This is a genomic window from Ferrimonas gelatinilytica (assembly GCF_039544205.1).
Taxonomy (GTDB): Bacteria; Pseudomonadota; Gammaproteobacteria; order Enterobacterales; family Shewanellaceae; genus Ferrimonas; species Ferrimonas gelatinilytica.
This window is the reverse complement of the sequence record NZ_BAABLF010000008.1, coordinates 162,289-187,122: the sequence shown is the minus strand read 5'-3', so window position 1 is coordinate 187,122 and position 24,834 is coordinate 162,289. Positions and strand designations below refer to the sequence as shown.

Annotated in this window: 19 protein-coding genes; 17 read left to right on the top strand and 2 right to left on the bottom strand. The window is 60.5% G+C overall.

Annotation, left to right across the window (positions count from 1 at the left end; genetic code table 11):
* Positions 1-237 precede the first annotated feature (237 nt).
* From luxS to ABD997_RS08040, 15 genes are all read left to right on the top strand, one after another.
* Complete coding sequence (gene luxS / locus ABD997_RS08110) at positions 238-747, top strand: S-ribosylhomocysteine lyase (RefSeq protein ID WP_345316511.1); 510 nt, start codon at positions 238-240, stop codon at positions 745-747.
* 389 nt (positions 748-1,136) lie between these two features.
* Entirely contained in the window at positions 1,137-3,275 is a 2,139-nt protein-coding gene (locus ABD997_RS08105; protein WP_345316510.1) for a TonB-dependent receptor family protein, read from the top strand.
* A 435-nt stretch (positions 3,276-3,710) separates the two neighbouring features.
* A complete protein-coding gene (locus ABD997_RS08100) occupies positions 3,711-5,054 on the top strand; it encodes a Na(+)-translocating NADH-quinone reductase subunit A (protein ID WP_345316509.1) in 1,344 nt (447 codons plus the stop codon).
* The gene (locus ABD997_RS08095; RefSeq protein ID WP_345316508.1) at positions 5,054-6,280 is read left to right on the top strand and encodes an NADH:ubiquinone reductase (Na(+)-transporting) subunit B; all 1,227 of its coding nucleotides are present in this window, start codon (positions 5,054-5,056) and stop codon (positions 6,278-6,280) included. Before ABD997_RS08100 ends, ABD997_RS08095 begins: the two co-directional genes overlap by 1 nt.
* Positions 6,273-7,052 carry a Na(+)-translocating NADH-quinone reductase subunit C gene (locus tag ABD997_RS08090; RefSeq protein WP_345316507.1) on the top strand — a complete coding sequence of 260 codons (780 nt, stop codon included), beginning with the start codon at positions 6,273-6,275 and terminating at the stop codon, positions 7,050-7,052. Before ABD997_RS08095 ends, ABD997_RS08090 begins: the two co-directional genes overlap by 8 nt.
* Complete coding sequence (locus tag ABD997_RS08085) at positions 7,045-7,674, top strand: NADH:ubiquinone reductase (Na(+)-transporting) subunit D (protein WP_345316506.1); 630 nt, start codon at positions 7,045-7,047, stop codon at positions 7,672-7,674. Before ABD997_RS08090 ends, ABD997_RS08085 begins: the two co-directional genes overlap by 8 nt.
* A 6-nt stretch (positions 7,675-7,680) precedes the next feature.
* Positions 7,681-8,289, top strand: a complete 609-nt coding sequence (gene nqrE / locus ABD997_RS08080; protein ID WP_345316505.1) for an NADH:ubiquinone reductase (Na(+)-transporting) subunit E — start codon at positions 7,681-7,683, stop codon at positions 8,287-8,289.
* 34 nt (positions 8,290-8,323) lie between these two features.
* Complete coding sequence (gene nqrF / locus ABD997_RS08075; protein WP_345316504.1) at positions 8,324-9,547, top strand: NADH:ubiquinone reductase (Na(+)-transporting) subunit F; 1,224 nt, start codon at positions 8,324-8,326, stop codon at positions 9,545-9,547.
* A 27-nt stretch (positions 9,548-9,574) separates the two neighbouring features.
* The gene (locus tag ABD997_RS08070) at positions 9,575-10,606 is read left to right on the top strand and encodes an FAD:protein FMN transferase (protein ID WP_425557060.1); all 1,032 of its coding nucleotides are present in this window, start codon (positions 9,575-9,577) and stop codon (positions 10,604-10,606) included.
* Positions 10,603-10,848, top strand: coding sequence for a (Na+)-NQR maturation NqrM (gene nqrM, locus ABD997_RS08065; protein ID WP_345316502.1), 246 nt, complete (start codon positions 10,603-10,605; stop codon positions 10,846-10,848). Before ABD997_RS08070 ends, nqrM begins: the two co-directional genes overlap by 4 nt.
* A 987-nt stretch (positions 10,849-11,835) precedes the next feature.
* A complete protein-coding gene (dinB, locus tag ABD997_RS08060) occupies positions 11,836-12,876 on the top strand; it encodes a DNA polymerase IV (protein ID WP_345316501.1) in 1,041 nt (346 codons plus the stop codon).
* Between the two features lie 170 nt (positions 12,877-13,046).
* The gene (locus tag ABD997_RS08055; protein WP_345316500.1) at positions 13,047-13,454 is read left to right on the top strand and encodes a hypothetical protein; all 408 of its coding nucleotides are present in this window, start codon (positions 13,047-13,049) and stop codon (positions 13,452-13,454) included.
* 547 nt (positions 13,455-14,001) lie between these two features.
* Positions 14,002-14,844, top strand: a complete 843-nt coding sequence (locus tag ABD997_RS08050) for an HAD-IIB family hydrolase (RefSeq protein ID WP_345316499.1) — start codon at positions 14,002-14,004, stop codon at positions 14,842-14,844.
* Between the two features lie 9 nt (positions 14,845-14,853).
* A complete protein-coding gene (locus tag ABD997_RS08045) occupies positions 14,854-16,077 on the top strand; it encodes a glycosyltransferase family protein (protein ID WP_345316498.1) in 1,224 nt (407 codons plus the stop codon).
* A complete protein-coding gene (locus ABD997_RS08040; RefSeq protein ID WP_345316497.1) occupies positions 16,074-17,798 on the top strand; it encodes a sugar phosphorylase in 1,725 nt (574 codons plus the stop codon). The genes ABD997_RS08045 and ABD997_RS08040 overlap by 4 nt, the downstream gene beginning before the upstream one ends.
* 15 nt (positions 17,799-17,813) lie before the next feature.
* Here ABD997_RS08040 and nhaD read toward each other — a convergent pair whose 3' ends face one another.
* Both nhaD and ABD997_RS08030 read right to left on the bottom strand, forming a co-directional pair.
* On the bottom strand, positions 17,814-19,061 hold the full coding sequence (gene nhaD, locus ABD997_RS08035) for a sodium:proton antiporter NhaD (protein WP_345316496.1): 1,248 nt from the start codon (positions 19,059-19,061) through the stop codon (positions 17,814-17,816).
* 247 nt (positions 19,062-19,308) lie between these two features.
* Positions 19,309-20,769, bottom strand: coding sequence for an aminoacyl-histidine dipeptidase (locus tag ABD997_RS08030; protein WP_345316495.1), 1,461 nt, complete (start codon positions 20,767-20,769; stop codon positions 19,309-19,311).
* 241 nt (positions 20,770-21,010) lie between these two features.
* Here ABD997_RS08030 and ABD997_RS08025 point away from each other — a divergent pair, with 241 nt between their 5' ends.
* Both ABD997_RS08025 and ABD997_RS08020 read left to right on the top strand, forming a co-directional pair.
* On the top strand, positions 21,011-22,531 hold the full coding sequence (locus ABD997_RS08025) for a M17 family metallopeptidase (RefSeq protein WP_345316494.1): 1,521 nt from the start codon (positions 21,011-21,013) through the stop codon (positions 22,529-22,531).
* A gap of 805 nt (positions 22,532-23,336) precedes the next feature.
* Positions 23,337-24,626, top strand: coding sequence for an NCS2 family permease (locus ABD997_RS08020; RefSeq protein ID WP_345316493.1), 1,290 nt, complete (start codon positions 23,337-23,339; stop codon positions 24,624-24,626).
* The last annotated feature ends 208 nt before the right edge of the window (positions 24,627-24,834 follow it).

Sequence of the window (24,834 nt, the reverse complement as noted above, 5' to 3'; positions counted from 1 at the left end):
CAAAATTGACCGGCGAGGCAGGTCGGATTAAGGTGACGTATAGATGGCTAAATGGCTAAGAGAAAAGTTGAGGGGCTAGGAAGAGCGGTTCCTAGTTCCTAAGATCGATAAGGCCGGGCTCTAGGCGCTTCCCTAGCACCTAGGAACTCGGACCTAGTACTTTGGCGCTTGCTGTTAGGAGCCAGAAACTCGCACCTAGATTCTCGCTCTTAACGTACGGATTTTAAGGGAGGCACTATGCCACTGTTGGACAGCTTTACCGTCGACCACACCCGCATGAAGGCACCGGCGGTGCGGATTGCCAAGACCATGGCGACACCGAAAGGGGACACCATCACGGTGTTTGACCTGCGCTTCTGCCTGCCCAATGCGGAGATCCTCAGCGAGCGGGGGATCCATACCCTGGAGCACCTGTTTGCCGGTTTCATGCGGGATCACCTGAACCGGGGTGACCAGGAGATCATCGACATCTCCCCCATGGGGTGCCGCACCGGTTTCTATATGAGCCTGATCGGTACGCCTAACGAGCAGCAGGTGGCGGATGCCTGGCGGGCCAGCATGGAGGATGTGCTGGCGGTGAAAGACCAGAGTCAGATCCCGGAACTGAACGAGTACCAGTGCGGCACCTACGAGATGCACTCGCTGGCGCAGGCGCAGGAGATTGCCCGGGATATTCTCTCCCGGGGTATCGACGTGAACCGTAACGACGAGCTTTCGTTGTCGCCGGAGCAGCTCAAGGCCCTCTAGCACGCACTCCGGGATAAAAAGCCCCCATGGCCAATGGTCATGGGGGCTTTTTTGTTCTTCGGTTTGCGTGGGGCTGGATGGAGGTAGGGGTCCGCCGGGTTGTCGGCTGCCCGACTTGTTCAAGGCAGAGTGGCCGCAACGGTGAGTCATCCACTCGGGCTTGCCACAGTGTTCTAGACGGACTGGGTTCGTACGGCGCGGATAACTCACTGCATTATCGCGCGGTTGCTTATTGATCACGCTGAGATTTGCGAATACGGCATAATTTTTAATTTTTTACGCCATTGCGGTTGCCAAAATGTTGATGATTATAAAGTTGTGTGTTTTACTTCGCGCAATCGTAGTGAGAACGATTATCATATCAATTAGCATCAAGTGCGGAGAGAACCATGACACCTCGATTTTTCCCGCTGGCCGCAACGGCCTTCGCCGTCTTAGCTGCGCTGCCTGCCCAGGCCGATGACAGCAACCTGGAGACCCTGACCATCTTTGGCGATGCGGAGGCGGTGAAAACCGTACCCGGGTCGGCGGCTTACCTCGGTGAGGAAGCGCTGGAAAAGTTTGATTACACGGACATTATGAGAGTTCTGACAGCGGTGCCCGGTGTCTATGTGTCGGAGGAGGACGGTTTCGGCCTTCGCCCCAATATCGGTATGCGCGGCAGTAGCCAGAGCCGCAGTGAGAAGATCACCGTGATGGAGGATGGGGTCCTCGTGGCGCCGGCGCCCTATGCCTCACCGGCAGCCTACTATTTCCCCACCATTGGTCGGATGCAGGCGGTGGAGGTGTTCAAAGGCACCTCGGCGGTGCGTTACGGGCCCCGTACCACTGGCGGCGTACTGAACCTGGTCTCACGCCAGGTACCGGACGAGACTGCGGCCAGCGTGAACCTGGCGTACGGCAGCGATAACTACATCAAGGCTCACGGCTGGGCTGGTGGTGGCTCGGAGCGATTGTCCGGATTGGTGGAGTGGATGCACTACCAGTCGGACGGCTTCAAGACCATTAACGGCAGCGGCAATGACACCGGATTCAACAAGGACGACGTCGTGCTGAAGGTACGCAGCCGCAGTGATGCCAGTGCCCGTATCCAGCAGGAGACCGAGTTCAAGTTCCATTACGCCAACGAGGACTCCGATGAGACCTACCTTGGGATCACCGACGAAGATTACCGTCAGGATCCCTACCAGCGTTACAGCGCCAGCCAGAAAGACAACATGGACAGCGAGCGGTTTGGCTACCAGTTGAATCATGCCGCCCAGCTGACCCCGGGGCTGGCCTGGCACAGTGCCATCTACTACAACGACTTTGCCCGCAATTGGTACAAGACAGGCAGTGGTATCGTCGAAGAGGCATCGCTTTGGGACCGGGATCCGGCGGGGCAGCTGCCGCAGTCGGTTGACGTCAAGGCCAACAACCGGGAGTACAGTGCCTGGGGAATCCAGACCCAGGGGGAGCAGGCGGTGGGGGATCACACGGTGACCTTCGGCGTACGCTACCACGAGGATGAGATGGACCGCTTCCAGTGGGTTGACCAGTATGAACTGGGCCCGGATCAGCTGATGCGCCTGACCGAGGCGGGGATCCCGGGGACCGACTCCAACCGAATTGACTCCGCCGATGCCTGGGCCGGGTTTGTCAGCGCCGAGCTTCGCTTCGGTGATGTCCGTGTGGATACCGGGGTACGTTACGAGCATGTAGAGACACTGCGCCGCGATTGGGGTAAAGCGGACCCCGGCCGTACGCAGACACCGGCTCGCAAGTCCAACAGCGTCGACGGTCTGATGCCGGCCCTGGGCGTCAGCTACCAGATCAGCGACGATTGGCTGATTCTCGCTGGTGTGCAGAAAGGGTTCGCCCCTCCGGCGCCCGGCAACAATAGCGCCGAGGAGGAGGAGAGCTGGAACTACGAGGCGGGCTTCCGCTTCAACAACGGCCCCTTCAGTGTCGAAGCGATCGGCTTCCTCTCCGACTACGACAATATGCACGGCAACTGCACCGCCGCTCAGGGGTGCGACGAGGCCAATATCGGCGACCAGGAAAACGCCGGTGAAGTTCGGATCCAGGGGCTGGAGTTCAGTGCCGATCTGCGTCCTCAGGCCGCGGGCCTCACCTGGCCGCTGGGTCTGCGTTACACCCTCTCTGACAGCGAGTTCCAGAACAGCTTCAGCTCTGACCTGGAGACCTGGGGTGAGGTGACCGCCGGGGACGAGATGCCCTATGTACCCGAGCACCTGGTTCAGATCACCGCCGGGGTGGAGGGCGAGCGTTGGGACCTGAACCTGCTGGGTCGCTACCAGTCCGATGTTCGCACCGTAGCGGGTGCCGGTGCCATCCCCACCGCCGAGCTGCTGCCGTCACGCTGGATCCTGGACCTGTCGGCCCACTACCGTTTCGATGAGCGTCAGAAGATCTACGTCACCGTCGATAACCTGTTGGATGAGACCTACATCGCCACCCGGATCCACGGCGGGATCCAGACAGGTAAGCCCCTCAGCGCCATCATCGGCTACCAGTACGATTTTTAAGGTACTGATGAATAGGAAAAAGCGGCCACTGGCCGCTTTTTTTGATCCCGTTTCGGCGGTCTGACCGGCTTCACCAGGTTTGGTGCTTCTGCCCCCACCAGGCGGCGATCTCGACACTCAAGTCATTGGTCCCAATTCAAAATAAATCGCTAGTGATTAGAAAAACTTATGTAAATCTGGGTGCTAATACGCCTAAAGAGAAGGGTTTTTACCGCTTTACCCCCCTGGTTTGAAAGGTAATGCCATTTTTCATAGATGCCTTTTGGCCTTTGCGGTATGATGCGCCCGAGCCGCCGTGATGCAGGTCGCAAAACTCCATTTTTTTTGCGTTTTTGCGCAAAGGTGGCGGAATTGAGAAAGGTATCAACTGGAGAGGTGTCCCGTGTGATCTCGCTCTCCAGGGTGGACTTCCCCAGCAAAGCAGTGCATGTGAGTATGATTACAATAAAGCAAGGATTGGATCTGCCCATTGCGGGTGGACCTGAACAAGTCATCCAGGATGGCGTCGCTGTCTCTCGCGTGGCGATTTTAGGTGAAGAATACATTGGCATGCGACCCACAATGCACGTCAAGGTAGGCGACCGGGTATCAAAAGGTCAGACGATCTTTGAAGATAAAAAGAACCCCGGCGTCCTCTTTACCGCGCCCGCCAGTGGCACAGTGAGCGCCGTAAACCGTGGCGCCAAGCGTGTCCTTCAGTCGGTCGTGATCGACATTGAGGGGGACGAACAACAAACCTTTACCGCCTACGAGGCCGGCCAGCTGTCCGAGTTGAGTGCGGACCAGGTTGAAGAGAACCTGGTACGCAGTGGCTTGTGGACTGCGCTGCGGACCCGCCCGTTCTCCAAGATCCCCGCCCTGGGCGCCCGCCCTGCCGGGATCTTTGTCACCGCCATCGATACCAACCCGCTGGCGGCGGATCCCCGGGTGGTGATTGCTGAGCGTGAGGCAGAGTTCCAGCACGGCCTGACCGTGCTGACCGCCCTGACCGAAGGCAAGGTGTTCCTCTGCCAGGACGGCGGTGCGCCGCTGGCGGGTCATAACCTGCCCGGCGTCAGCGCCGAAGGCTTCAAGGGCCCTCACCCGGCCGGATTGCCCGGTACCCACATCCATCAGCTGCTGCCCGCCAGCGCGACCCGCCAGGTGTGGCACATCAACTACCAGGATGTGATCGCCATCGGTGCCCTGTTTACCACAGGTCAACTGGATAGCCGTCGCGTGGTGTCACTGGCCGGTCCCGTGGTCTCCAAGCCGCGACTGGTACGCACCCTGCTGGGCGCGGATCTGAGTCAGCTGACCCAGGGTGAACTGAGCCAGCAACACGTCCGTGTCATCTCCGGTTCCGTGCTGCACGGCCGCACCGCCAATGGTGTCCATGCCTTCCTGGGACGCTACCACCTGCAGGTGAGTGTGCTGGAAGAGGGCGATGAGAAGGAGCTGTTTGGTTGGGTAATGCCCGGTGCCAACAAGTTCTCCGTGACCCGCGCTTTCCTGTCCCACTTCACCCCCGGCAAGCTGTTTGGCATGACCACCAGCACTGGCGGTTCTGACCGTGCCATGGTGCCGATCGGCAACTATGAGCGGGTGATGCCGCTGGATATCCTGCCGACCCTGCTGCTGCGGGATCTGATCGCCCGGGATACCGACAACGCCCAGAAGATGGGGGCGCTGGAACTGGATGAAGAGGATCTGGCCCTGTGTACCTTCGTCTGCCCCGGCAAGTATGACTACGGAGCCGAGCTGCGCGCTTGCCTTGAGATCATCGAGAGGGAAGGTTAATGAGTCTGAAGCATTTTATTGAGCGTATTGAGCCCCAGTTTGAGAAGGGCGGTAAGTACGAAAAGTGGTATGCGCTCTATGAAGCCGCTGCCACCATCCTGTACACCCCGGGTAAGACCACCCGTGGTGCTACCCATGTTCGGGACAACATCGACCTGAAGCGGGTGATGATCACCGTTTGGCTGTGCCTGTTCCCGGCCATGTTCTTCGGCATGTACAACGTCGGCTGGCAGGCCCAGGCGGCGCTGGCGCAGGGCTTTGCCACACCGGACGTGTGGCAGGTGGGCCTGTTTGAGCTCCTCGGTGGCAGTCTATCTGCCGACACCGGCGTGCTGGGGCTGATGCTGTATGGCGCCTGTTTCTTCCTGCCCATCTACGCGGTGACCTTTGCCGTCGGGGGCTTCTGGGAGGTGCTGTTTGCCAGCGTCCGCAAGCATGAAGTGAACGAAGGCTTCTTCGTGACCTCCATCCTGTTTGCCCTGATCCTGCCGGCGACCATCCCCCTGTGGCAGGTGGCCCTGGGGATCAGCTTCGGTGTCGTGGTGGCCAAGGAGCTGTTCGGTGGTACCGGGCGTAACTTCCTGAACCCTGCACTGGCGGGCCGTGCCTTCCTGTTCTTCGCCTACCCGGCGGAGATCTCTGGTGACCTGGTCTGGGTTGCTGCAGATGGCTTCTCCGGCGCGACCATGCTCAGCCAGGCGGCAGCCGGCACCATCGCCTTCAGCGATTACAGCTGGTGGCAGGCGTTCTCGGATCCGGCCTGGCAAGATGCCTTCTTCGGCTTCATTGCCGGCTCCGTCGGTGAGACCAGCACCCTGGCACTGGCCATCGGTGGCCTGCTGATCATCTACGCCCGCATCGCCTCCTGGCGCATCGTGGCCGGTGTGATGCTGGGAACCATCGCCATGTCCTCGCTGTTCAACCTGATTGGTTCCGAAAGCAACGCCATGTTCAACGTGCCCTGGACCTGGCACGTGGTGATGGGCGGCTTCGCCATCGGCATGTTCTTCATGGCAACCGACCCGGTTTCCGCCTCCTTTACCAACCAAGGTAAGTGGGCCTACGGTGCCCTGATCGGGGTGATGGTGGTGCTGATCCGTGTGGTCAACCCGGCCTTCCCCGAAGGGATGATGCTGGCGATCCTGTTCGCCAACCTGTGGGCGCCGATCTTCGACCATCTGACCGCTCAGGCCAACATCAAGCGGAGGATTGCACGCAATGTCTAAATCCAATGACAGCTTCGGCAAAACTTTAGGCGTCGTGGTAGGCCTCTGTCTGGTCTGCTCCCTGGTGGTATCCGGCGCCGCGGTCTCTCTGAAAGACCGCCAGAAACTCAATAAAGAGCGGGACACCCAGCGCTACGTGCTGGAAGCCGCCGGACTGCTGGACAAGACCAGCGGTGACATCGCCGAGACCTACGACCGTTACATCGACGCCCGCGTAGTGAACTACGATACCGGCGAGTTCTTGCCGCAGATCGACGCTGCGAGCTACGACCGTGCCATGGTTTCGCGCAATGCCGACACCTCCATCAAGCCGGAGGACGACATCGCCTCCATCGGCCGTCGTGCCAACTACGGCGTGGTTTACCTGGTGAATGATGAAGCCGGCGACCTGGAGACGGTGATCCTGCCGGTTCACGGTTACGGCCTCTGGTCCACCATGTACGCCTTCCTGGCCGTGGAGCCGGACATGAACACCGTCAAGGCACTGGTCTACTACGACCAGGGGGAAACCCCCGGCCTCGGCGCCGAGGTTGAGAACCCGCGCTGGAAAGCCCAGTGGGTGGGCAAGAAGCTGTTTGATGAAAACGGTGAACTGGCCATCGAAGTGGTGAAAGGCGGCGCCAAGCCCGGCGACATCCACGGTGTGGATGCCCTCTCCGGTGCCACCCTCACCTCCAACGGTGTCAGCAACAGCCTGAACTACTGGCTCAGTGATCAAGGCTACGCCGCCTTTATCGAAAAAGTTCGCGAAGGAGAGCTCAACAATGGCTGAGAAATCGCTCAAGCAGGTCCTTATCGGTCCGATCTTTGCCAACAACCCCATCGCCCTGCAGGTGCTGGGTGTGTGCTCCGCCCTTGCGGTCACCACCACCATGCAGACCGCCGTGGTGATGACGCTGGCGCTGACGTTCGTGACGGCCTTCTCCAACCTGTTCATCTCCATGATGCGCAACCACATCCCCAGCAGCGTTCGGATCATCGTGCAGATGACCGTGATCGCCTCGCTGGTGATCGTGGTGGACCAGGTGCTCAAGGCTTACGCCTATGACATCGCCAAACAGCTGACGGTGTTCGTCGGCCTGATCATCACCAACTGCATCGTGATGGGCCGGGCGGAAGCCTACGCCATGAAGAGTGCCCCGCTGCCGAGCTTCCTCGATGGCGTCGGTAACGGCCTGGGTTACGGTTTTATCCTGCTCACCGTTGGCTTCTTCCGTGAACTGCTGGGCTCCGGCACCCTGTTTGGCATGGAGATCCTGCCCAAGGTCTCCGAAGGGGGTTGGTACCAGCCCAACGGTCTGATGCTGCTGGCACCCAGTGCTTTCTTCCTGATCGGCTTCATCATCTGGGGCCTGCGCACCTGGAAGCCGGATCAAGTTGAGCCGAAGGAGTAAGAGAACATGGAACACTATCTGAGCCTGTTTGTCCGGGCTGTCTTTATCGAAAACATGGCCCTCTCCTTCTTCCTGGGGATGTGTACCTTCCTGGCGGTATCCAAGAAGGTCTCCACCGCCTTCGGCCTGGGGGTTGCGGTAATCGTCGTGCTGACCCTGGCGGTGCCGGTCAACCAGCTGATCTACGCCAACATCCTGGCGCCGGGCGCCCTGGCCTGGGCGGGCCTGCCCAGCGCGGACCTGAGCTTCCTGCAGTTCATCACGTTTATCGGGGTGATCGCCGCACTGGTTCAGATCCTGGAGATGATTCTGGATAAGTACTTCCCGCCGCTGTACAACGCGCTGGGGATCTTCCTGCCGCTGATCACCGTGAACTGCGCCATCTTCGGTGCCGTCTCTTTCATGGTGCAGAAGGACTACAGCTTCGGCGAGTCCGTGGTGTACGGCCTGGGTGCCGGTACCGGTTGGGCCGTCGCCATCGTGCTGCTGGCCGGTCTGCGTGAGAAGATGAAGTATGCGGATGTGCCGGCAGGGCTGCGGGGATTGGGGATCACCTTCATCACCGTGGGTCTGATGGCGCTGGGCTTTATGTCCTTCTCCGGTGTGTCGCTGTAAGCGGCGGTAATGAAACAAGTTAAAGGATAAGTCGATGGAAATTATACTCGGCGTAGCCATGTTTACCGCCATCGTGACCGTTTTGGTGCTGGTGATTTTGTTCGCCAAATCCAAACTGGTTGCCAGCGGTGACATCACGATCAGCATCAACGGCGATCCCGATAAGGCGATCACCACCACCCCCGGCGACAAGCTGCTGGGGGCCCTCGCCGGCGAGGGGATCTTCATCTCCTCAGCCTGTGGTGGCGGCGGTTCCTGCGGCCAGTGTCGCGTCAACGTCAAGTCTGGCGGTGGCGAGATCCTGCCCACCGAGCAGAGCCACATCAACAAGCGCGAGGCCAAAGAGGGCTGCCGTCTTGCCTGCCAGGTGGCGGTCAAGAACGACATGGAGATCGAACTGCCGGAAGAGGTGTTCGGGATCAAGAAGTGGGAGTGCACCGTTGTCTCCAATGACAACAAGGCCACGTTCATCAAGGAGCTGAAGCTGGCGATCCCCGATGGCGAGTCTGTTCCCTTCCGTGCCGGTGGTTACATTCAGATCGAAGCGCCACCGCACCACGTCAAGTACAAGGATTTCGACATTCCGGACGAGTACAAGCCTGACTGGGAGCGTTTCGGCTTCTTCGACATCGAATCCAAGGTGGACGAAGAGACCATCCGCGCCTACTCCATGGCCAACTACCCGGAGGAGCATGGCATCATCATGCTCAACGTGCGGATCGCCACCCCGCCGCCGAATAACCTCTCCCTGCCGGCCGGTAAGATGTCCTCCTACATCTGGAGCCTCAAGGCCGGTGATAAGGTCACCATCTCCGGACCCTTCGGTGAGTTCTTCGCCAAGGAGACCGACGCTGAGATGGTCTTCATCGGTGGGGGTGCCGGGATGGCGCCGATGCGAAGCCACATCTTCGACCAGCTCAAGCGTCTGCACTCCAAGCGCAAGATCAGCTTCTGGTACGGCGCCCGCTCCAAGCGCGAGATGTTCTACGAAGAGGACTTCGACGGCCTGGCGGAAACCAACGATAACTTCGTCTGGCATGTGGCCCTCTCCGATCCGCAGCCCGAGGACAACTGGGATGGCTACACCGGCTTCATCCACAATGTCCTGTACGAGAACTATTTGAAGGACCACGAGGCACCGGAAGATTGTGAGTACTACATGTGTGGGCCGCCGATGATGAACTCCGCGGTGATCAACATGCTCAAGGATCTGGGTGTTGAAGATGACAACATTCTGCTGGATGATTTCGGCGGTTAATCCCTTTAAAACTCACGAGTAAAGATGTTGTTTCGTACTCTGATTAAGTGGCTGGCCCCCCTGGGGCTGGCCCTTGTTGTTCTTAGCGGCTGTGCGCCGCAACCCAAGGTTCAGTCCATTTCGGGCCGGACCATGGGCACCAGCTACCACATCTCCTGGGTGTCGGCAGCGCAACCCGAGCAGCCCCAGCTGCTGCAGGCCGCGGTAGACACGCGGCTGGAGCAGATCAACGCCTCCATGTCGAACTGGCGGCCGGACTCGCTGATCAGCCAGTTCAATGGCCACAGGTTCGATACGCCGATGCAGCTCGACGATGATTTCATCGCCGTGCTCCGGGAGTCACAACGGCTCTACCGGCTGACCGACGGGGCACTGGATATTACTGTCTCGCCACTGGTGGATCTCTGGGGCTTCGGCCCCGAGGGGCGGATCACCCATGCCCCTACGGCGGAGTCTATCGCCGAGGCCCGGGCCCATACCGGCATGCATCACCTGCACCTGGACGGCAACCTCGTGCACAAGAGCCTGCCTACCCTGACCCTCAACCTTTCGGCGGTCGCCAAGGGGTATGGGGTGGATGCGGTGGCGGACCTGCTTGAGGCGCGGGGGATTGACAGCTATCTGGTGGAGATTGGGGGTGAACTGCGACTTCGCGGGCGCAAGCCGGACGGCAGGCGGTGGCGTATCGCCATTGAGCAGCCGGACGATGAGGGGCGTTCCGTGGCCCAGATCATCGAGCCCGGTAATATGGCCGTCGCCACCTCAGGGGACTACCGTAACTTCTTCGAGGAGGAGGGAGAGCGCTTCTCTCACCTGATCGATCCCCGTACCGGGGCCCCCATTACCAACCGGCTGGCGTCGGTCACCGTGCTGGCCCCCAGCTCCATGACCGCCGATGGCCTGGCCACCGCTTTCAGTGTCATGGGCAGCGAGGCCTCCCTGGCTCTGGCGGAGCAGGAATCTTTGCCGGTGATGCTGATTGAGAAGGGTCTTGAGGGCGAATTTGCGGTACGATACTCCAGTGCCTTTACCCCATATCTGCAGGAGTTGTCGCAATGAGCACCTTTATCGCCACCTTTATTCTGATGCTGGCTCTGGTGGCCATGATGTCGGTGGGTTACCTGATCAAACGCAAGAGCATCAGCGGCTCTTGTGGTGGTTTGGGCAGCATCGGCATCGACAAGGAGTGCGACTGCCCGGAACCCTGCGACAAGCGCAAGGCGCGGATGGCCAAAGAGAGCGCCAAGCAGGAAGCGGAGGCGGAGCGTGCCGCCCGGCTGCAGAAAAACCGCATTCTCTGAGCCGGACGCCGCAACGGTGAACGACCCCGCCCCATAGCGGGGTCTTTTTTTACCTCTTCGCAGTTTTAACGGCCATTCATACGGTTCCGAATGCGTTTGCTCATGAGGATTGTTCTCTCATCTCCTTTGGACGCCAGCGCGGGCGTAACATTCTGCAGTTCATCGGCTGTATTTGTCGCGTTGGCGACAGCAACAAGAGGGGATTCTCCCCCTCTCAACTCCCCATTGCCTCCAATCGTCGCTGATCCTCACTCTCGTCGCTTGAGCCTGCGGCACGGGCGGGAGTCGACATCCTGTCTCCGCGCACCACTTCGGCCTTCCTGGCCTCAGACCTTGCCCTAAGCGCCTTCGTTCGGGCGACTCCAAGTCGGCAAAGATCTGGCAGGCCATCAAGTTCCGTTGGCTGTCATAGCGAGCATGAGTTTCAACACCAATTGGGACACGGCCATTTTTGGAATTCTTCGCAGTTTTTCGGGAAAAACAGAAAAGCTTAAATAGTGGATCTGTTGTCATTAGCCATTCACGGCTCTAAGGCGAATGCCTCACTCGATTTTCAGGCTGACCCGAGTGAAGCCACGGTAAGGCAGAGGAGAGGGCCTGCGGAGGCATGGGTGAAGGCAGAGGGCTTGAACGCGAGGGCAGGGATACGAAGCCGGACTTTGTCGCTCAGCAGCGATAGCGCAGCGGTAAAGCCGATTCTGATCGCTACCTTGATCTTACGGAGCGAGAGCGAGGAAGAGCAGCGACCGGAGGTAAATGGACCCGCTCTTTACGAAAAGGAAAGGGGGCTAAAAGCCCCCTTTGACTGCTGCCGCTAGGGCGACGTGCTAAAAGTGCGTCGATGTTGGCGTTGAGCAGCCAAGACCCGGGAAACCCTTTTTAAGCGGCTTCGCTTGAGTGCGGATCCGACCCCTTGGCGGATGTCGGGTCTGTGTTAGAATACTGTCTGTTTATACAGTAATTGTGGGATGGGCCGGCAGGACGGCGATGACGCAGCGCAAAATCATACACGTGGACATGGACTGCTTTTTTGCCGCGGTGGAGATGCGGGACAACCCGGAGTTGAGGGATAAGCCGATTGCCGTGGGCGGCCGTGCTACCGGTCGAGGGGTGATCGCGACCTGCAACTACGCCGCCCGCGCTTATGGTGTTCGCAGCGCCATGGCCAGCAGCGAGGCAATGCGCCGCTGTCCGCAGCTGGTGTTGGTTCCGGGTCGGATGTCGGTCTACAAGGAGGTCAGCGCGCAGATCCGCGCCATCTTTCGGCGTTACACCGACAGGATAGAGCCCCTCTCCCTGGATGAAGCCTACTTGGATGTCAGCGACGCTCCCCATTGCCGAGGCAGCGCCACCCTGATGGCGCGGGAGATCCGCGCCGCCATCCTGGCCGAGACCGGTTTGACCGCGTCGGCGGGGATCGCCCCCAACAAGTTCCTGGCCAAGATCGCCTCGGATGAGAACAAACCCAACGGTCAGTGCGTGATACTGCCGGGCCAATGTGCCGAGTTCGTGGCCGGACTGCCACTGCGCAAGATCCCCGGGGTGGGGCCCCGCACCGCCGAGCGGTTGGCACAAAGGGGGCTGCACCTTGGCGCGGACGTGCTGAAGCATACGGCGGTAGAGCTGGAGCAGTGGTTTGGCAAGTTTGGCCCGGTGTTGCATCAGCGAGCCCAGGGGATCGATGATCGTCCGGTCCGCACCAACCGGATCCGCAAGTCGGTGGGCGTGGAAACCACCCTGGAGCGGGACCTGCAGACGGAAGCCGACTGCCTGGCAAAACTACTGACGCTGTTGCCGGAGTTGGCCCGGCGGCTGGGCGAGCGTCCCTTCAGGGGACTCAGTGTGAAGCTCAAGTTCAGTGACTTTCAGCAAACCACGGTCGCCTGCCCCGCCAGTTCCCTAGACCCGGCCCGGTTGGCCTCATTGCTTCACACCGGGTTCGCCCGGGGGGGGGGGCGGGGCGTCCGTCTGGTTGGGGTGAGCGTCACCCTGGCCCCCCATTCCGACCCTCAACTCAGCCTGCTTTAAGCCTTTTTCCTCTCTGGGCGATGAAGGTGGAAAGATTCGCAAGTGACAAGAAGTCGCCTTGTTGATCTGGATCAAGTTGCGTTCCCATCTGCTGCTCTAGCCTGCAAGTAAGGGCTGGTTTTGATGTCGCCAGTGGTGGCCCCCAATCCAGCCGGCCTAGGGAGGTGAGTATGCGGATCCAAAGCCAATATCGTCAGCTGATCAGTGCCGTCGGTATGCTCTGTGCCGTCGCAGGGGTGCTCTTTGTCCTTGGTGTTTTCTTTCTCCAAGCCAAGCCGTTGCGGGATGCGGATTACTTCGACCACTACGTCGGTGAAAAAACCTACTGCCGTACCATCAACCATTATGCCGACAACGAGGCGACCCTGAATAAGCTGGTGGCCTACGCGGATGGCAATGCCATGCAGTACCTGCGTTGGCGCTTCGGTAAGGAGAAGGGCGGTGAGATGATCGAAACCTGCCGTCATGCCCGGCGCGACTACATCATCCAGCGCTGCAGTGAGCAGCCGGAACTCTCCGTGGAGGAGGTGGTTCTGGAGTTCAACCGCCAGGCGGTCAAGGATCAGGGCCTGATCTGAGCCGGTACCTTAGCTCTGACCGGGTTGCCCAGATTTGCCGTCTGAGCGTCTATGGCCACACAGAGCGACCAGCAGGTGTTGCAAAAGCCGACCTTGAGTCGGCTTTTTTCGTTCCGTGACGACCCCGGGTCTCCCATGCCGAGCTTAATGCTGTGCCCCAAATCGGTGTGGGGCGGGACAGTTGAATGCGGGTGTTCTGCCCCAAAAGGGCGCGCGCTGTCACCGGCCCATGCGCCTTTATGGTGCGCCTTTCCTCCCATGCGCCAGGCCTGTTAAAGGCATTCGGGTCCCTATCGCCACGATTCCCCTCTCTGTGTCCAACTGGCGTCGTTGGCCCGCTCCTTGCTCTGTTTCTTCTTGTTATTGCGCGACCTGGCTTGCGGCACTCTATCTTAAACAGGGAGACCCGCTGGCGTCAGGATGGCCACATGGCTGTCGGTCACGTCGAGCCAGGGTTTCACTGGCCCGTCGACTCGAACTTCCGGCAGGGGCCAGAGAGGGCAAAGACGGGAGTCGCGCAATTCGGATTTGTTACGTAGGACAAGGTATGACCGCTCGAAAAAACACGCTCTCCGAAACGCCACCGAGGCTGATCTTCACCGATCTCGATGGCACCCTGCTCGATCATCACAGTTACGACTTTGGCCCCGCGTTGCCGGCACTGGAGCGCTGCCGGTCGCTCGGGATCCCGGTGATCTTCAACACCAGCAAAACCCTGGAGGAGAGTCAGGCATTGGCCAGGGAACTCGGGATAGAGGCTCCCCTGGTGGTGGAGAACGGCTCAGCCATCTGGCTGCCTGCCTCTGCCCAGCATGCTACGGAGGCTGCGCGCGGAAAAATCGTGGTCCTGGGGGCTCGGCGCAGTGACCTGGTGGGTTTCCTGCACGCGCTGCGGGAGCAGGAGGGGTACAGCCTGCAGAGCTTCAGTGACTGGGACAGCGCCACTCTGGCCGCCCACACCGGCCTCTCTCTTACCCAGGCGTCCTCCGCCCAACAGCGGGCCTACAGTGAACCTTTGTTGTGGCAGGACACCGAGCATGCCTTTTTGCACTTCCAGTCCCGGGTGCAGCGGGCGGGCTACCGGTTGCTCCGGGGAGGGCGATTCCTCCATCTGCTGGGGCAAACGGACAAGGGGCGTGCGTTGCGCTGGCTCTGCGATCATTACCACGGGCTTTGGGGCCAGGCCCCACGGGTGATGGCCCTGGGGGATGGTCAGAACGACAGCGCCATGCTGGAGGCGGCCCAAATCGCAGTCCAGGTTCGATCCCCGGTGCACCCCTTCCCCACGCTGTCGAGAGCCTCTACGAATGCCCGTGTGATCCAGACTCAGCTCTGCGGCCCCGAGGGCTGGAACGAGGCGGTCCAGGCCTGGCTCGACGAAACCCAATAAGGAGATTTTATGGCGGATTACTACCAGAACGGCATCATTACCACCCTGCACAATCTGGCTGACCGGCCGGTTGAGGAGATGGAGGCGGAGCTGTGCCGCTTCTCCCAGGCCCGGCCACTGGGGTTGGTGCTGCCATCGCTCTATTCTGAGTTGCAGACACCGGCGCTGCCCGCCATTGTCGAGGAGTTGGCCAAGGTTCCCTATCTGTCCCAGGTGATCATCGGGCTCGACCGGGCCAGTCGTGAGGAGTATGTCCACGCCCTCGCGTTCTTCGATCAGCTGCCCCAGCACCACCGTGTCCTCTGGCATGACGGGCCCCGCTTGCGGGCGCTGGATGCAGAGCTGCAGGCACGAGGATTGGCGCCGGATCAGCCGGGTAAGGGGCGCAACGTCTGGTACTGCTTCGGTTACGCCATGGCGACACAGCGGGTGGAAGCCCTGGCCCTGCATGACTGCGATATTCTCACCTATGATCGCAGCCTGCTGGCCCGACTCATCTACCCGGTGGCCAACCCCACCTTCAACTACGAGTTTTGCAAAGGCTATTACGCCCGGGTGGCCGGGGGAACCCTCAATGGCCGGGTGACGCGGCTGCTGGTGACACCGCTGATCCGGGCGCTGAAAAAGATTGTCCCCGAGTCCGATTACCTGGAGTTTCTCGACAGTTTCCGCTATCCACTGGCGGGGGAGTTCTCCTTCCGTCTCGATGTGCTCAATGACCTGAGGATCCCCAGTGACTGGGGGCTGGAGATTGGGGTGCTGGCGGAGATGAAACGCAACTACGCCACCAACCGGCTCTGCCAGGTGGATATCGCCGACCGCTACGATCATAAGCATCAGGATCTCAGTGCCGGGAATGACAGCGGTGGTCTGTCACGGATGTCCATCGACATCATTAAGGCGATGATCCGTAAGCTGGCAACCCAGGGTACCGTGTTCAGCCCCGGGGTACTGCGTACCATCAAGGCCACCTATTACCGTATCGCCCTGGATTTCATCGAGACCTATCGCAGTGATGCCATCATCAACGGACTGGACCTGGACATTCACAAGGAGGAGAAGGCGGTCGAGCTGTTTGCTGAAAACATCATCAAGGCGGGCAACCATTTCCTCGATAACCCCATGGAGACCCCGTTTATCCCCAGCTGGAACCGGGTGCTCTCCGCCATGCCGGATGTATACGACCGCCTGGTGGATGCCGTGGAGTCGGATCATAAGGAGCTGGCTTCATGATGACGCTCTCCACCCGGGTTGCCCAATTACTGGGCCCGCTGTATCCCGATGAAGAGGTCAAGGTGCTGGCGGATGAGCTGATAGAGATCATGCGCCTGGTGCCGGGCGGACCGGAACCGGAGCCCTACTGCAACCAGTGGGACGAGAAAGACCTGTTCGTGATCAGCTACGCCGACACCCTGCTCTCCGATGCCCGCTTGCCACTGGAAAACCTGAATCACTTCCTCGGCCATTACTTGGCGGAGTGCATCAGCGGGGTTCATATCCTGCCGTTTTTCCCCTACAGCTCCGATGATGGCTTCGCGGTGATCGACTACTACCAGGTCAATCAGTCGGTGGGCGACTGGCCCCAGATCCGCGAGATCGCCAGCCGCTTCGACCTGATGGCGGACGTGGTGATCAACCACTGCTCCAGCCGCAGCGGCTGGTTCGAAAACTTTCGCCAGGAGAAGTCACCGGGCAAGGGTTACTTCGTCGAAGCCGATCTCAGCTGGGATCTCAGCACCGTGGTGCGCCCCCGTACCAGCCCCCTGCTTAACCCCGTCCAGACCCTCAGCGGGGAGCGTCTGGTGTGGTGCACCTTCAGCCCGGACCAGGTGGATCTCAACTTCGCCAACCCGGAGGTGCTCAAGGAGTTCGTGGCGATCCTGCGCTTCTACCTGGAGCAGGGGATCCGGGTGTTTCGTTTCGATGCGGTGGCGTTCGTCTGGAAGGTCCCGGGTACACCCTGTATCAACCTGGAGCAGACTCACATCCTGGTGCGCCTGTTGCGGCTGCTGGTGGAGCACCAGCGGCCGGACGCCATCATCATTACCGAAACCAACATCCCGCACCGGGAGAACCTGGCCTATTTCGGCAACGGCAACGAGGCCCATGCCATCTACAACTTCTCCCTGCCGCCGCTGTTGCTGCACACCCTGTTGACGGGCAACTGTCGGCACCTGCGCAACTGGCTGATGACCCTGCCACCGGCTCGCAACGGCACCGCCTATTTCAACTTCCTCGCCTCCCACGATGGCATCGGCCTGCGGCCGGCGGAGGGGATCCTCTCCGATGGGGAGATCCAGCAGATGGTCACGGCGATGGACGCCTTCGGCGGCCGGATCTCCTACCGGGGCCGGTCAGGCGGTCAGCGCAGCCCTTACGAGCTCAATATCAGCCTGTGGAATGCCATGGCCGGCACCGCTAAGGGGGAGGATGAGTGGCAGTTGGCACGCTTTCTCTGTGCCCACGCCATCATGCTGGGGATCGAGGGGATCCCGGCACTCTACATCCACTCGCTGCTGGGGACGGAGAATGATCATGAGCGGGTTGCCAACAGCAACCACAACCGCCACATCAACCGGCACAAGTGGGATTACGCCAGGCTGTTGGCCCTGCTGGCGGACGCGGGAAGTCACCACCACCAGGTGTTCGAGGGGGTAAAGCGGCTGATGGCAATCCGACGTGCTCAGAAGGCGTTCCACCCCAATGCGACCCAGTACACCCTGCAGCTGGGGAATGAACTGCTGGGGTTCTGGCGTCAGAGCCCGGACCGGGAGCAGAGCATCTTTGCCATCCACAACGTGAGCGACCAGCCCCAGCCGCTGCCTCTGTCGGCACTGAACCTGATCGACACCGAAACCTGGAGCGACTTGCAAAGTGGCATGGAGCTGGCCGATCTGCAGGCGACCCTGACCCTGCAGCCCTACCAGAGCCTTTGGCTGAGTAACCGGGCCTAATACCGCCCGGCTCGCTCAGATCAGGCCACCGGCCCAGTAGGCGCCGAGGTAACCGAAGGAGTAGGCGATCAGCAGGTAGAGGCCCATCCTCAGGTAGCTGAGGAAGGTGAGCTCCTTGACCTTGCTCATGGCGATGATCCCGGCAGCGGAACCGATCACCAGCATGGAGCCGCCCACGCCGGTAGCGTAGGTGAATGCCAGCCACTGCTGGGGCGCCATGGTGATGTCGGCCTTGAGCAGGGCGGCGGTAAGGGGCACATTATCCACCGCGGCAGAGAGCATACCCATGGCGTAGTTGGCCAGCTCCGGTGGCAGCACCTGGTAAAGGCGGGTGAAGCCATCCAGCACCCCGATCTCCTTCATCGCCCCCACCAGCAGCAGTACTCCGACGAAGAACAGCAGGGTGTCGTACTCGATCTCGCGGATGTAATCGATGATCGCCTTGTCCACCCTCTTATGGCGCATCAGCAGCTGCGCCAACAGGAACATGGTGGCTAGGCCGAACAGGAAGGTCAGCAGCGGTGGAACCGAGTAGAAAACGCTCAGCAATAGAGTGGCGACGATGGTGGTCAAAAACAGTAGGGCGATGGCGATGTCGGTTTTCTCCACCGGTTTTAGCGGTGTCTGGGGCAGCTGCACCTGGCCATTCAGCCCTCGGCTGAGCAGGCCGGCAAGCAGCAAGACTGCCAGGGCCGAGGGAAAGATAAGCAGCATCAGGTTGTCGATGCTGATCTTGCCTGCCAGAAAGATCATCAGGGTGGTAACGTCACCGGTGATCAGCGAGACCCCGCCGGAGTTGACCGCAAAGATGATCAGGGTGACAAACTTCAGCAGCTTGCGCCGCTCCAGGCCCAATGATAGCACCACCGCCAGGGCGATCAGGGTGGCGGTGATGTTGTCGGAGATGGAGGAGAGCAGGAAGGCGAAGCTGCCGATCATGAACAGCAGTTTGCGCTCCGACAGGGTGGTGGGCAGTACCCGCCTCACCAGGGTCTGGATCAGCCCCTTGGCGTTGAGGTAAGCGACAAAGGTCATCGCTGCCATCAGGAACAGCCACAAGGTGGCGATCTCCAGGATGTTGTGCTCCAGCTTCTGGTGCAGGGTGTCCGGATCCCAGCCGTTAAGGGGGGCGATATAGGCGAGGATCCAGCACAGAGTGCCGAAGAAGAGGGTGGTTTTCGCCTTGTTCACGTGGATGATGTCCTCGATGACGATCAGCACGAAGGCGACGATGATGAGGGTCAGGATCAGGCCGTTTACCATGTGGGGCAGCACTCATTAGCGGGGGAGTCGGGCACGGCGGCAGTCTAGCAAAAGAGTCCGGTGCGCACAGCGTTGTGAGCCAGCGCACATTGCACTATTTGCGACAATCGTCAGGAGATCCTTCTACCTGTGGCCCTACTCTTTGCGGCGCAGCGGTCTGTTGCCCTAACGGGGCGTCCATAAAAAATCCGAGCCCTGCTGAGGGCTCGGATTTTTTGGTTTATCCCGGGACGAGGCGAAAGGCGGCTTACTTGGCCGGGATCGCCTTGAGCACCGCCAGCAGCAGCTGCCAGTATTTGCCGACGGACTCGATGTGCACCTTCTCATCCGGGGAGTGGGGGAAGCGGATGGTGGGGCCAATGGAGACCATGTCCAGGTGCGGATAGGGCTCCTTGAAGAGGCCGCACTCGAGACCGGCGTGGATCACCTGGATGTTGGGCAGGGTACCAAACAGACTTTGGTAGGTTTCCCGCACCACCTTCATGATCGGCGAGCTCGGATCCGGATTCCAACCGGGGTAGGCACCGGAAAGCTCACACTGCGCACCGCCCAACTGGGCCAGGGCCTTGAGCATGTTTTCCACCATGCTGCGGCCAGAATCGGTGGTGGAGCGGATCAGGTACTGGGTGAGGATTTTATCCTCCTCGGTGGTGATCACGCCGGTATTGAGGGAGGTTTCCACCACGCCGGGGAAGGCATCGCTCATGCGGATCACGCCGTTGGGACCGCTGTGCAGCATTGCCAGCAGTCGACCCTGGGCGTCACGGTCGATCACCTGGGTGCCCTCGGTGGGTCGCAGGGCGAATTTGATCGGGTTCTCCACGCCACACAACTCGTCGTTCAACAGCCCCTGGTACTGTTCAACCAGGCTGGCCAGCGTGTCGGCTTTGTCTGCGGGCACAGCCACCTTGGCCCAGGCTTCGCGAGGGATGGCGTTACGCAGCGAGCCGCCCTTGAGCTCCAGCAGGCGCAGACCCAACTCGTCGGCATGGCCAAACAGGAAGCGGGCCAGCAGCTTGTTGGCGTTGCCGCGACCGGTGTGGACATCACAGCCGGAGTGGCCACCCTTAAGGCCGGTCAGGGCCAGTTCCACCACCTGATGCTGGGCGGGCAGGGGCTCGCGAACCACCGGCAGGGTCAGGGCGACGTCGACGCCCCCGGCACAGCCCATGTACACCTCACCCTCCTCTTCGGAGTCGGTGTTGATCAGCACCTCACCGTTCAGCAGGCCGGCCTCCAGGCCGAAGGCACCGGTCATGCCCGCCTCTTCGTCGATGGTCAGCAGGACCTCCAGCGGACCATGTTCGATGTCGTCGGCGGCCAGCACCGCCAGGGCGGAGGCCATGCCGATGCCGTTGTCGGCACCCAGGGTGGTCCCGGTGGCGGCGACCCACTGATCCTCCTCCACCAGGCGGGGCAGGATGGGGTCACGGGTGAAGTCGTGCCCGGTGTCGCTATTTTTCTGCGGCACCATGTCCAGGTGGGCCTGCAGGATCACCCCCTTGCGTCCCTCCATGCCCGGGGTGGCCGGTTTGGTCAGGATAAGGTTACCAACGGTGTCGACGCGGGTGGGGATCCCGCGCTGCTCGGCCCACTGCTGGATATGGTCCCGCAGGGCAATCTCATGTTTCGATGGGTGAGGAATGGCGCAGATGGTATCGAACCAGGACCAGAGGCCCCGGGGTTCCAGGGTGCTTAAGACGGACACAGCACTCTCCTTATTGGGTCAACATACAGGCAGTGACGAGATGGCCGCAGCGGCCATATCTACGGGCGAGCAGTGTAACACAGCGTGGCCAGTCGGCGCGCCAGGCCGATCTCGCCCTGGAAAGGGGACGCTACGCCCAGCTAGGGGAATTAACGGGCTAACCTATTGATATGGTTAGCCCTGATGAGGCCTTCACTGCTATGGTCTGGGGCTGTATTTAACACGGGAAAAGGAAACGAGCATGAGCAATCTGCATTGGCAGTCGGTGACGGAGCGGGACGCGATCTTCGGGCAGGGGGAGTGGGATGCCCTGGTGGTGATCAGCGAGGGGTTCCAGTTGACGGACTATCCGGAAGTGGCCCCACTGGTCAGCCATGCCGCCAGTGTGGATCAACGGGTCGGGAAGGAGTCGGTCCTGCTGCAGGCCCCCGGACTGGCCGGTGGCCGCCTTATCCTGGCACCCACAGGTACCTTGAATGCGGAGTACCAGGATGTGCGCGCCTTTGCCGAAGCTGCCGCAGCCGGCGTGACCCTGGCCCGACGCGCGGGGGCGAGTCGCCCGCTGCTGCTGGTGGATAACGCCAATGAGCAGCTGCGCTACAGCGAGGCGCTCTCGGTGGCGCTACTGGGGGCCGGTCATGCGCTGTACCAACCCTTTGATGTGGAGACGGATGATCTGACCTTGGGAGTGTTGGGGCTGGAGCGGGAGGCGCGGGCCAACGCGTTGGAGCAGGGGCGGATCCTGGCCCGGGATCTCTGTGTTGGGGATCCGGAACAGATGGCCCCGCCCGCCTTTGCTCGCTACTGTCAGCAGGCGCTCGCTGACAGTGCGGTGAAGGTCTCGGTAATCGAGAGCCCGGAGGTGATCGAACGGGATTTTCCTCTGCTCAGCGGCGTGGCCCGGGCCTCCTACGGAGTATCGGCCCATGAACCTCGGGTGGTGCGGCTGGAGTACGTGGGTGAGGGGGTGGTCACCCGTAACTGGTTCCTGGCGGGTAAGGGGGTTACCTTCGATACCGGTGGGGCGGATCTGAAGATCGGTGGCGCCATGGCCGGAATGAGCCGGGATAAGGGCGGTGCCGCCGCGGTCGCGGGCCTGATGCGAGCCTTGGCGATCCTGAAACCCAAGGGTGTCAGGGTAGTGGCCCAGCTGGGGCTGGTACGCAATAGCCTTGGAAAGGCGGCCATCGTGCCGGATGAGATCATCACCGGGCACAGCGGCAAGCGGGTCCGGATCGGCAATACCGATGCCGAGGGCCGTCTGGTGCTGGCGGATCTGCTCTCCCACCTGAGGCTCGAAGCGGAGCAGGTGTCGGATCCTGTACTCTTCTCGGTGGCGACCCTGACCGGTCACGTGGCTCGCAGTTACGGCTCCTACAGCGCCGTGGTGGAGAACGCGGTGGCACGTGAGCAGGCGATGGGGGGCGAACTGCAGGCGATCTCCGAGCAGTGGGGTGAACCCTTTGAACTGTCCCGGCTGCGCCGAGAGGACTTTGCCCAGGTGGCCCCCCGAACGCCGTCCGAGGACCTGCTCTCCTCCAATAACGGTCCCTCGGTGGCGATCGCCCGTGGCCATCAGTTCCCCGCCGCCTTCCTCTGTCAGGCTGGGGGACTGGATCAGCATGGTGTCGGCAGTGACAAGCCCATCGCCTTTATGCACCTGGATATCGCCGGCAGTGCGACCGATGCCCGGGATCCGCTCTATGGCACTCCGACGGCGGTCCCGGTGGCGACCCTGTTGTCACAACTGCTGGATCACTAATCCAAACCGGGAAGCACCAAAGCCAGGGCGCGTCCGAGGCGTCAGTGCCAGCAAAGCATGGTGAAGATTGCTGCGAGGGGCGTTCAGCCCCTCGGTTTGTCGTTTTCTTGCTGAAAAAGTGGGCGTCCAGATCCATTTTTCCGCCTTTTAGCGATTTCATCGCGATTTTTGTTGTAATAAAACTACATTTTGGTAGATTGACTGCATCCGCTGTCGTCCACGGTCGACGGGATAGGTCAGGAAGACGATTTTTCTCCACGGAACCGAGAATCGATGACTCCAAGGAACCGAGCTTGCGCCAGGGAACCGCACCTTCGGGATTTGTCATCTTTTTTATTTTCAGGAGTATGGTTATGAATTATCCGTTTTCTTACGACGTCACCCTGTACAACACCTGGTATGACCCTGCCTGGAGCAGAGGCATCGTGTTTGCGATGGACGTCTGATCACTCAGCGCTTTCATCCCTAGGTTTCCCCTTTTTTGGGATCCCCTAAAGCGTCTCTCATGTTTTGCACCGGTCCTTTTGGCCGGTGTTTTTTTTGCCCCTCGTTGAGCTTCTTTCTAACCAGCACAAAACCACGACGGCTTAACTGGCTTCTTTTGCCCAGTGGGCGGGGTATTGTCAACGGCACTGCTCGTTTCGATGCGATTGGCCACTGTTCGCTCCAGCGATTTGTCTGTTTTTCTTGCCTTAGGCTTCCCCGCTGGTTAAGGCCACTAAAAAACCGCATAATCCCGCCCCGCGCGATCCCCGGAGCGTGCCCCTCCCGAATAAAAAATCAAACCTACCGATAAGGTCTCAAAATGCTAGAAAAGCTGTTTCAGCTCACCGAGAACCGTTCCAGCGTCCGTCAGGAAGTGATCGCCGGAGTGACCACGTTCCTGACCATGGCGTACATCATCTTTATCAATCCCACCATGTTGGCGGACGCCGGTATGGATCGCGGCGCCGTGTTCGTGGCGACCTGCGTTGCGGCTTTCGTTGGCTGCATGGTGATGGGCCTGCTAGCTAACTACCCCATCGCGCTGGCGCCTGGGATGGGGCTAAACGCCTTCTTTACCTATACCGTCGTACTGGAGATGCAGCACAGTTGGGAGACCGCTCTTGGGGCCGTGTTCCTGTCCGGTTTCCTGTTCCTGGTGCTGTCACTGTTCAAGGTACGAGAGTGGCTGATGAACGCCATCCCTGTTTCACTGCGGATCGGTATCGCCGGTGGCATCGGCCTGTTCCTGGCGCTGATTGGACTCAAGAACGCCGGTATCATCGTGGCCAATCCGGCAACCCTGGTGGGGCTGGGTGACATCACCGGTTTCGGCCCGGTGATGGCGGCACTGAGCTTCTTCCTGACCATTGCCCTAGTAAATGCTGGCAAGAAAGGGGCGGTGATGTACGCCATCCTGGTCGTCACTGCTCTGGCTCTGCTGTTTGGCGACGTCGCTTATGGCGGTATGGTCTCCATGCCGCCCTCTGTGGCCCCGACTCTTGCGGCCCTGGACATTACCGGTGCTCTGGAGGTCTCCATGGTGGCGGTGATCTTCGCTTTCCTGTTTGTCGATCTCTTTGACACCTCCGGCACCCTGGTGGCTGTGGCGCAAAAAGGTGGAATGCTGGACGAGGCCGGTCGTCTGCCCCGGGCCAACCGCGCCATGCTGGCGGACTCCTCCGCCACCCTGGCCGGTGCCTTTATGGGGACTTCGACCACCACCAGCTACGTGGAGAGCACCGCCGGAGTGGCCGCGGGCGGTCGCACTGGCCTGACTGCCGTTGTGGTGGGCTTGCTGTTCCTGGCCTGCCTGTTCATCTCGCCGCTGGCGGGGATGGTGCCGGCCTACGCCACCACAGGGGCACTGCTCTACGTCGCCATCCTGATGATGTCCGGCCTGGTTAACGTCAAATGGGACGACCTGACCGAAGCGGCGCCGGTGGTGATCACCGTGCTGATGATGCCGCTGACCTTCTCCATCGCCCACGGTATCGCCATCGGCTTTATCACCTATGCGGCGGTGAAGCTCTTAGCCGGCCGACTGCGGGAGATCAGCCTGCCTGTCGCCCTGTTAGCCCTGCTGTTCATCGTTAAGTTCATGATGAGCTGAGCCCGCTCGGCGTCAGCATTTTGTCAGAAAACGCCATCGCTTCGCGGTGGCGTTTTTTGTTGTTCAGGCGGCACCGTAAAACGGCGGGAGCCGATTATCGGAGCAGGCTACGGGGAGGTCGTCCGGAGGCGCTGGATTAAGAGGAGGGACGGGACGAGATCTTCATCCGATTATGGTTAACGGCGAGGTGAAACTGGGTGGTTTCGTA